General features: G+C 33.5%; 10 protein-coding genes and 1 pseudogene. 7 read left to right on the top strand and 4 right to left on the bottom strand.

Going from position 1 to position 9,258, the window contains the following annotated elements:
- Positions 1 to 416: 416 nt before the first annotated feature.
- Together ABH968_RS13110 and ABH968_RS13115 are read right to left on the bottom strand one after the other, a co-directional pair.
- Entirely contained in the window at positions 417 to 566 is a 150-nt protein-coding gene (locus ABH968_RS13110) for a recombinase family protein (protein ID WP_370044541.1), read from the bottom strand.
- 138 nt (positions 567 to 704) lie between these two features.
- A pseudogene (locus ABH968_RS13115) lies at positions 705 to 929 on the bottom strand (transposase); the annotation flags it as partial.
- Positions 930 to 1,301: 372 nt separating this feature from the next.
- On the opposite strand from ABH968_RS13115, the gene ABH968_RS13120 reads away from it, so the two are divergent.
- The 6 genes from ABH968_RS13120 (at position 1,302) to ABH968_RS13145 (ending at position 7,038) form a co-directional block, all read left to right on the top strand.
- Positions 1,302 to 1,979: a response regulator transcription factor gene (locus ABH968_RS13120; RefSeq protein ID WP_370044514.1), complete on the top strand. Its 678-nt coding sequence runs from the start codon at positions 1,302 to 1,304 to the stop codon at positions 1,977 to 1,979.
- Positions 1,980 to 2,375: 396 nt separating this feature from the next.
- The gene (locus tag ABH968_RS13125) at positions 2,376 to 3,407 is read left to right on the top strand and encodes a siderophore ABC transporter substrate-binding protein (protein WP_370044516.1); all 1,032 of its coding nucleotides are present in this window, start codon (positions 2,376 to 2,378) and stop codon (positions 3,405 to 3,407) included.
- A 19-nt stretch (positions 3,408 to 3,426) separates the two neighbouring features.
- Complete coding sequence (locus tag ABH968_RS13130) at positions 3,427 to 4,443, top strand: ABC transporter permease (protein WP_370044518.1); 1,017 nt, start codon at positions 3,427 to 3,429, stop codon at positions 4,441 to 4,443.
- Positions 4,440 to 5,504 (top strand): iron chelate uptake ABC transporter family permease subunit, encoded by a 1,065-nt coding sequence (locus ABH968_RS13135; protein WP_370044519.1) that lies wholly within the window; start codon positions 4,440 to 4,442, stop codon positions 5,502 to 5,504. The genes ABH968_RS13130 and ABH968_RS13135 overlap by 4 nt, the downstream gene beginning before the upstream one ends.
- A complete protein-coding gene (locus tag ABH968_RS13140) occupies positions 5,501 to 6,253 on the top strand; it encodes an iron ABC transporter ATP-binding protein (protein WP_370044521.1) in 753 nt (250 codons plus the stop codon). Before ABH968_RS13135 ends, ABH968_RS13140 begins: the two co-directional genes overlap by 4 nt.
- A 611-nt stretch (positions 6,254 to 6,864) precedes the next feature.
- Positions 6,865 to 7,038, top strand: a complete 174-nt coding sequence (locus ABH968_RS13145; protein ID WP_370044542.1) for a DUF1093 domain-containing protein — start codon at positions 6,865 to 6,867, stop codon at positions 7,036 to 7,038.
- A 213-nt stretch (positions 7,039 to 7,251) separates the two neighbouring features.
- Here ABH968_RS13145 and ABH968_RS13150 read toward each other — a convergent pair whose 3' ends face one another.
- Positions 7,252 to 7,695, bottom strand: coding sequence for a carboxymuconolactone decarboxylase family protein (locus tag ABH968_RS13150; protein WP_370044523.1), 444 nt, complete (start codon positions 7,693 to 7,695; stop codon positions 7,252 to 7,254).
- 214 nt (positions 7,696 to 7,909) lie between these two features.
- Here ABH968_RS13150 and ABH968_RS13155 point away from each other — a divergent pair, with 214 nt between their 5' ends.
- Complete coding sequence (locus ABH968_RS13155) at positions 7,910 to 8,104, top strand: hypothetical protein (RefSeq protein ID WP_370044525.1); 195 nt, start codon at positions 7,910 to 7,912, stop codon at positions 8,102 to 8,104.
- Positions 8,105 to 8,538: 434 nt separating this feature from the next.
- Here the strand turns inward: ABH968_RS13155 and ABH968_RS13160 are convergent, their stop codons facing one another.
- The gene (locus ABH968_RS13160; RefSeq protein WP_370044527.1) at positions 8,539 to 8,697 is read right to left on the bottom strand and encodes a YjcZ family sporulation protein; all 159 of its coding nucleotides are present in this window, start codon (positions 8,695 to 8,697) and stop codon (positions 8,539 to 8,541) included.
- Positions 8,698 to 9,258: the final 561 nt, after the last annotated feature.

Below are 9,258 nucleotides of genomic sequence, written 5' to 3' on the forward strand. Positions count from 1 at the left end.
GATATGCTCAGAAAATCCTTTTGCAATGATAGTAGGTACGCAATTAAGTAACGGTAAACATAGACCTATTGCAAATGTAGAGTTTGGATTTAAGCCAGAAGAAAAGACAGCTTTTCGCCAAATTGCTAGACAAATTGCATCCAAAGTAGACCGCGATATAATATGGTTGAGTCGCATTTACATTGTAAGGTTCAATATCTCGAAAAAACTCGTTCTGGAATGCTACGAATAGTATCGTTTAAAGGATTTAGTTTTGATAAGGTTCATAAGGAAAGTATTTCATGATATACAAGTTGTTTAAATAATAAATAGCAATATAAAAATGATCAGGCGCTTATATTTAAGTACCTGATCATTTTTATATTGTATTTTTTCATCATACGGTCTAAACTGTTTACGATATGATTCTAGTTGTCTTATTTCTCTAATGAGTCGAACATTTGTAAAAACAACTTGCCCTGTGCAGTTGATATATCGAATTTTTCGGATATGCTAATTAACGCAATTTTGTTAGGCTCTAAAACATCTTCAATCATGATTAAGAGGTTTTTTAATCTGCGGTGTATACGGTCAACTTATTAAACCACAACTCCCGAAATCTCATTGTCAGTATTTGAGATGTACTTAACCATATCCGTATAGCTACATCTATCTGTATTACTCCCACAAATTCATCTTCTTTTGAGCTGGTACTATGAGGGACAAAAGGACATATCGTATTTCGAACGTTCCACGACATCGTCACCCGATAAATTATAAAAGGCTTTCAATAATAAATATTTGAACATACGGATAGGTGGCACGGTATTTTGTTCATGATCGAGACAGTGTTTTAATTGTAATTCGTCAAGAATAAATGTGAAATCTACCAGGACGTTTATTTGGCGAAGCATATTATCCTTTGGCACCACGATATCGTAGATCGCCATAAATGGACTAAGGTGGAGACTCTTGTTTTGAAAGCATTGAAAGATCACTTACATTTACTATAAAGGAAAAAGCCGTTGAAAGTTCGATTGAATCAAACTTTCAAAAGCTAAATGAACACATCGGACTTTTTCAGTGCCCTCCAACTAACCCTTTACGAGATTTTCACAGATGTTAGAATTATACTTACTTAATAGACTGAGAAGGCAAGAGACTTTTTTAGATTCAGTATTTTATACATGTTTATTGTAAATTCGCCCAAATTTATCCTGATAAGTTGTTATAATAGTTTTTTTAGAAATTTAAGATTTATAAATCCGATATTCTTTTTTTTGATAAATTATTTTATGTAATGAAGTAGAGGTGAACCATAGGTGAAGCAGGTGTTGGTAATTAAGAATGAACGGTCTTTAGCAAAGAAAATCGGAAGCGGTCTAAAGCAAGAAGGCTATTTCATTTTAACACTTCACAATGAAAACAAAGGTTTAAATATAGTATATGAGCAAGATTGGGATCTTATCGTATTGGACTGGGATTCGTTAAGTATATCTGGACCGGAAATTTGCAGACAAATACGGGCTGTTAAAACGACACCAATAATCATTGTGACCGACAATGTGTCCAGCAAGGACTGCATAGCAGGATTACAAGCGGGAGCAGATGATTATATAAGAAAACCATTTGTGAAAGAAGAATTAGTAGCAAGGATAAAAGTTATTTTAAGAAGAGGGGACGGTATCCAGCCAATCGAGACTAATTTCTTTCGCTTTAAAGATCTCTTCGTGGATGGATCCCGCAATATTGTGACAAGAGGTGGCGAAAATTTCCCGCTTACTAAGCGAGAGTATGACTTACTTGTATTTTTAATCAAGAATAAAAATACAATATTGAGCCGTGAAATGCTTTTGAACCAGGTTTGGGGATATGACGTAGCAGTCAATCCAAATGTAGTGGATTTATATATTGGGTATTTAAGAAAAAAGCTAAAGTGCGAGAAGAAAGACCGATATATTCAAACAATACATGGCAGGGGCTATTCAATGATTGAATAGTAAAAATAAGATAATAGGTAAAGTACAATTTGTCACAGTAAGCAATATTAAACATAATTGAAAAAACACGAGTAAAAACAGTTTCAACCAGTTTTGCTCGTTTTTTTGTTCTATTAAATCTGATAACCAAACAGTTTCTGGAAGATATTGAAGAGACGGAAACTATAAAAAGAATACTTCACGTAATACTTTTTTGCATCCAATCTATGCTTGAAAGCAACTTTCTTTATCAACTTACATCCTTCACAAGATTTTCACATAATTAAAGACTATACTAATTCACAGAACGACCAAATGAAAATGATTATCAATAGCAATTGGGAGGGTAGCAATTACTATCCAATTCAATCTATAGACTTCATCATTTTCAAAATAAATTACATAAGGAGTATATGTATGAAGAAATCTATGTTTTTAAAATTTGTTGGTATTATCGCAGTTTTGACATTGATGTTAGTAGCTTGTTCAGATTCAAGTAATAAATCTAATCAAGAGTCAAAGTCTAATGAAGATAATGGAAGTAAAGAGGTTGCTAAACCTGCGACGGTTGAAATCACTGATGCCCATGGAACTGTTACTGTTCCTGTAAATCCAAAGAATGTAGTTGCTTTGGATAATAGAACTTTTGAAACTTTAGCTGATTGGAAAATTGACTTAGTAGCTGTTCCAAAGGATGTAATGCCTGCGGATTCACCATATGTAAAGGACGATTCAGTTAAAAATGTTGGAAATCACCGCGAACCAAATCTTGAAATTATAGCAGCTGCAAACCCTGAACTTGTAATCATCGGTCAAAGATTTGCTGGCTATTACGAAGATATCAAAAAATTAGTGCCAAATGCAGTTGTTATTGATCTTAATGTAGATGTTTCTGAGGAAACTGCTACGCCTGGGGAAAACTTAGTAAATGGACTTAAAAATTCTACAATTGCTTTAGGAAAAATTTTCGATAAAAATGAAGAAGCTAAACAAGTGGTAGCTGATTTTGATAAAGTTATCGAAAATGCTAAATCTGCTTATAATGGAACAGATAAAGTTATGAGTGTTATCGTTGGTGGTGGGGATATTGGTTTTTCAGCTCCTCATTCTGGACGTGTTTGGGGACCAATGTATGAAATTTTCGGTTGGGCACCAGCATTAGAAGTTGCCGATTCTACTTCAGATCATAAAGGTGATGAAGTTTCTGTTGAAGCTATTGCACAAAGTAATCCTGATTGGCTTTTCGTATTAGATCGTGATGCTGCAATATCTGGTGAAGAAGATTCAGTTCCTGCTCAGGATGTTATTGCTAAGTCACCTGCTCTTCAAAAAACAACTGCTGTTTCTAAAAAACATATTGTTTATGCACCAGCAGATACTTACACAAATGAATCAATTCAGACTTATATAGAGTTGTTTGAAAACCTTGCAAATACTTTAGCTAAGTAGTGTAAAGGAGTATAAGATAGTGCTAAAAAATGTAACTTCTAGGGTTGAGATAAATTCTCAACCCCAATTTTATAACTACAATAAGATATGGACAAAACCTTTTATATTAGCGATTATAGTTGTTATTATTTTAGGCATTATATCACTGTTTACTGGAGTTTATGATATACGTGGACAAGAGGATGGAATGGAGATGTTTTTCATAACTCGCGTTCCGAGAACAGTTGCATTAATGCTTACTGGAGCTGCAATGTCAATGGCAGGACTCGTAATGCAACTGATTACACAAAATCGTTTTGTTGAACCTACTACTACAGGGACTATTGAATGGTCAGGTTTAGGGCTGCTTTTTGTTTATTTATTATTTCCTGCACCGACTTTAGTTCTAAGAATGACTGGTGCAATCATTTTTTCTTTTATAGGAACTATGATTTTCTTTTTATTTTTAAGAAGAGTTAAACTTCGTTCGTCTTTAATTGTCCCGATTATTGGATTGATGCTTGGAGCAGTCATTTCTGCAGTGTCCACTTTTATGGGACTCTTTTTTCAAATGACGCAAAGTATTGAAACTTGGTTTGTAGGTTCTTTTGCGGCCGTTCAGGTGGGAAGATATGAATATTTATGGCTAATTGTTATCGTTACTTTGCTTATTTTTCTTTATGCTAATAGATTGACTTTAGCTGGACTAGGAGAAGATGTCGCAACAAGCCTTGGCGTTAATTACAACAGGATTGTTCTTTTTGGTACTGTTCTCATTTCTTTTGCAGTTGGAATTGTTGCAGCTGTTATTGGAAACTTACCTTTCTTGGGTTTAATTGTCCCAAACATTGTTTCAATGTTTAGAGGCGATGATCTTAGGAGTAATTTACCTTGGGTATGTTTGATAGGAATGGGGACTATAACTGCCTGTGACATAATTTCTCGAACAATTATAATGCCTTTTGAAGTACCTGTTTCTTTAATACTTGGAACAGTGGGGTCAGTCGTGTTTATTACTATTTTATTGAGACAAAGAAAACCAAGGAGGCACCGATGAACACATTGGAATATAGAAATAAAGAAAATGTCGAAATCGATTCTAGCCTTCATAATGAAAATAGATCAGCTAGGGCTTTTCGTTCTAAGAAGGAAGAAAGACGTTATTGGATTTTGCTAATAACATTGATTGCTTTGGGCATTCTTTCTTCATATGGACTTTTAGTTTATAACAATCCAGTTCCAGTAGATTCGCCTTCTTTTATCCCAGTTGTTATGAGACGGATAGTAGCTCTTGTTGCAATGATTATTGCTGCAGTTTGTCAGAGCTTGTCGACTGTTGCTTTCCAATCGATTACGAATAATAGGATTATAACTCCTTCGCTTTTAGGTTTCGAAGCACTTTACTCAACAATTCATACTAGTACAATATTTTTCTTTGGTGCTAGTGCATTGATAAATTTTAGTGGGATTGGATCATTTTTATTTCAAGTTGTTGTTATGGTCTTGATGAGTTTGATACTTTATGGATGGCTACTTTCTGGTAAATACGGGAATTTACAACTTATGCTTTTAGTTGGAATTATTATGGGCACTGGGCTAAATTCTGTGTCAACTTTCATGAGAAGACTACTTGCGCCTTCTGAATTTGATATTTTACAGGCAAGATTGTTTGGTTCTGTTAATAATGCAGATTCAGCATATTTTCCTATTGTAATTCCTATGGTAATAATTGTAGCATTATTACTTCTTGCTCATTCTAAGAATCTAAATATATTGTCACTAGGAAAGGATGTTGCTACTTCTTTTGGAGTTAAATATCAATTTAGTGTAATTTATACGCTTGTATTAGTTGCTATTTTGATGTCAATTTCAACAGCTTTGATTGGACCACTGACTTTCTATGGCTTTTTAGTAGCAACTTTGAGCTATCAGGCGGCGTCAACTTATGATCATAGATATATTTTTCCAATGGCTCTTGCTATAGGATATTTGATAATAACGGGTGCATACTTTTTGATGTATCATGTATTCCATGCTCAAGGTGTAGTTTCAGTTATTATCGAATTATTTGGTGGAATAATATTTTTAACTGTAGTTTTAAGGAAGAGGGCTTTATGATAAAAATTGATAATGTTAAAAAGTTCTATACTGATAAGGTGAAAATAGGACCTTTGAATATTGAAATACCAAAAGCGGGTTTTACTTCTTTAATTGGACCAAATGGCGCTGGAAAGTCTACGACACTTTTGATGATTGGAAGACTCTTGGATATGGAAGAAGGTCAAATTCAGGTGGCAAATATGGATGTTTCTGAATCCAAATCAAAAGACTTAGCAAAAATTTTGACTATATTGCGACAAGAAAATCATTTTGTAACTAGGCTTACTATTAGACAACTAGTTGGATTTGGACGATTTCCTTATTCAAAGGGAAGATTAACGAAAGAAGATGAGGCTATTATTTCTAAATATATCGATTTTTTAGATTTGACTGATTTAGAAGATAGATATTTAGATGAGCTTTCAGGTGGTCAAAGGCAAAGGGCATATGTAGCAATGGTTTTATGCCAAGAGACTGAATATGTACTTTTGGACGAGCCTCTGAACAACCTTGATGTTGCTCGTTCTGTTCAAATGATGGAGCATTTGAGACGTGCGGCTAATGAATTTGGAAGAACAATTCTGACTGTTATGCATGATATAAATTTTGCAGCCAAATATTCTGATAGAATTTGTGCTATGAAAGATGGACAAATTGCCGCTTTTGGAACAGTAGAAGAGGTTATGGACTCGAAAATTTTGACAGATATTTTTGAAACAAAAATAGAAATTATCGAAGGTCCTTATGGGCCAATAGCTATTTATTAGTTACAAAATTTTTAAAAAACAAGCATCTCAAAAAATGAGTATGCCAAAAAAACTAATAGAAAATTAAATTATTTACTGTAGCTTGCACAGATCATAACAGCTACTCTAGTTGAAGTTGCTGTCTGTATTTTTCAGGCGGCAGCTTTTTCAAATGCCATTGCTCACGATAATGAATTGAAGTATGTCATAACGAGAAATTTTGTGATCTTAATGACCGTGGACAAGAAATACTCAATCTATTTGATACAATTGAACCTAAACTAAATGAAGTTCTTGAGTTAGTTGAAGAAATAAAATTTGAAATGCTATAGAGGACTATCCTTGAAAATGAAGATAAACTAAAATCTAATTAGAATTAAATCAGCCACATTAAATAAGAGTATGTTTTGAACAATCTTTTTCAAAACATGCTCTTTAGTTTTGTTCAAATATCTAGGTTGATATTTTGATATCGTTAAGAGTTACTTATGAAGATGTAAGAAATTAAGAAGACAAATTACACGAACAATTTATATACGAGGAGTAACTATGAAAAAATACTTGTCTTAAGTGCTATTTTAACGCTTATCGCTAGTTTTGCGGCTGGTTGTAACGCATCTACACCAAACAAAATTGCAGCTGATCAATATTATGTACAAATACAAGGAGCGGGGGAAATGAAAGATAATCGACGTTACTATACTTTGCCTGCTTATGATGAAGATGGAGTAGAAAAGAAAGTTACATTCTCAAGTGCAAAGTCAATAAATCAAGAACTTCAGGAAATGAAACCCATTTCGATATAGAATACATATCTCAAAAAAATTATTATTTAAAAAAATGTCTGCTTATAGTGGAAAGCAGACATTTTTTTGTGAAGGATTTCAAATGTGCAATAAAAAAGTAAATTGCCTTAGTTTAATTGTAATTTCAAACTGCTCTTTGTGAGGATCAGTCGAAAGAAATTGCGAACAAAGGAAGGAAAAAACGAACACCGTGAGATGTTCGTTAAAGAGTTATTATTTTTCAGTTGCTGTATTCCCCATTGCAATTGAAATTCTATTCCAACTGTTGATTTGATTGATGATTAGAACAAGGTCAACATACTGTTTCTCGTCATAGTATTCACGTACTCGCTTATATAGATCATCTGGAACTCTTTTAGTAGGAATTAAAGTTATATGCTCAGATAATTCTAGTGCAACTTTCTCTTCAAGTGTATAAAAAGTACATTCATTCCAAGCATTTAAACAATAAATACGCTGTTCGGTTTCACCCATCTTACGAGCGTCGGATGTATGCATGTCTATGCAGAACGCACACCCATTAATTTGAGAGACTCTAATTTTGATAAGTTCCCTAGTTGCTCGATTAATTGTAGACTTCTTGGTGTATTTTTCCATATCCATCATAATTTTCATACCATCAGGTGCAACATCATAGTAGGTAACTCTTTGATTCATATGGCAAGACTCCTTTTGTTTTTAAGATAAGATAATTATAACTGTATACGAACGTTTGTGCCAGTTTTTAGCACTATAACATTTTAATTAAATGGAATTTAAGAAAGATTTTATACAGGGAGGAAGGGAATGACGATGGCATTAATATCATTACAAAACGTAAAAGAAAAGCGTTCTATCGCATTTTTAAAGCGTGGAATGCGAGTAGAGGTAAATGGGTAGGATAGGCATTATAACGTCAGGTAACGACTCATTAAATATTAATGTTCGATATGACAGTAATAATTTTAGTCAAAATTGTCATCCGCAATGGGAAACTCGTTATTTCGATAAAGATGGTGTTGTAATTGCTGACTATAGAAAAGGAAGTGGTTATGAACAATTCGATGGTGCTAAATTTTTCAAATAGATACTGAACATTTTGAGTATTAAACGAAAAAAGAGCGATTAAAGCATCGCTCTAAAATCTCATTATGTATAAAATAATTACTTATTTCTTTCAAGTTCTTCGATGCGTTTTTCTAATTTTTTGATCTTCATGTCATTAAGAACAAAAGGGAAAAGCTGCAAATACGCTCATTGAATTATCCTAGTCTTTGATAATTATAACATGAAAAGCCGCAGCATCGTCACACACTACAGTAAACTAATGAACAATATGAGTAAAGAAATGTTTAAAAGGGTCACCAGGCTGGGAGCGACCCTTTGTTCAGAAGAGAGGTGCTAAAGGTTGATAGATTAGCATCACACTACTATTTTTGCCAATAATGAAGGCGCTAACCTTTATTATCAATTATGCAATCTGAATAGAGGCTAAAGCCTAACACTTGAAAATTGGAAATGTTAATACTCTCTTTGCATGAAAGTAGCTCCGATAATAATTAGAAGAATGAATAGAACAACGAGTAGCGCAAATGCTGAACCAGTGCCACGACCATAGCTATAGTTATTTCCTCCGCAGCAACTATTATTAAAATTACCTACATTTCCGTAGTATCCCATAAAAACCCTCCTTTCTACAATATATAATATGTTAGCTGTAGAGAAGTGGTGGGGTATTCATCCATTCAACAATAGGCATTAAAAAATATGTTTTTGTGGGATAAGACAATAAAAAAGGGTCACTTGGGATTGGAGTGGCCCTTAGTAAAAAGTTTTGGAGGTATAAGGCTAAATTAGCTTTACTTTACTATTAATATGTCGTGAGTGATCGCTTTGTTTGAATAGTTCATAGCCTGAGAAAATAGACTAAATAACAAAATTTGGAAAAGTTTCGAAGTAACTATGGAGTACTGCGAAGTGAAATATGAAACCATCTCTTATCGCATTTAGAAGATTTAAATATTCAAAACAGTATTTTTTTTAATTAAAATAATATCCAGATTGGTCGGAAGTTTATAATAAGAAAAAATGTCTGCAAATAGTAAAGAGTGAACTGCACCCCAATTGTTTGACACATCTAACAATAGGAGGTGCAGTTTTTCTATGGCTAAATATACTGTAGAAGATAAATTACAAGCAGTTGAGCGTTACTTAAATGGAAATGAAAGTGCTAATAAAATA

The sequence above is a fragment of the Lysinibacillus sp. RC79 genome (assembly GCF_041262405.1).
Taxonomy (GTDB): domain Bacteria; phylum Bacillota; class Bacilli; order Bacillales_A; family Planococcaceae; genus Lysinibacillus.

Coding starts and splice junctions, on each gene's coding strand:
- ABH968_RS13160 (WP_370044527.1), bottom strand. CDS start 8,697: ATGGGATACTACGGAAATGTAGGTAATTTTAATAATAGTTGCTGCGGA.
- ABH968_RS13150 (WP_370044523.1), bottom strand. CDS start 7,695: ATGAATCAAAGAGTTACCTACTATGATGTTGCACCTGATGGTATGAAA.
- ABH968_RS13125 (WP_370044516.1), top strand. CDS start 2,376: ATGAAGAAATCTATGTTTTTAAAATTTGTTGGTATTATCGCAGTTTTG.
- ABH968_RS13155 (WP_370044525.1), top strand. CDS start 7,910: ATGGGTAGGATAGGCATTATAACGTCAGGTAACGACTCATTAAATATT.
- ABH968_RS13135 (WP_370044519.1), top strand. CDS start 4,440: ATGAACACATTGGAATATAGAAATAAAGAAAATGTCGAAATCGATTCT.
- ABH968_RS13140 (WP_370044521.1), top strand. CDS start 5,501: ATGATAAAAATTGATAATGTTAAAAAGTTCTATACTGATAAGGTGAAA.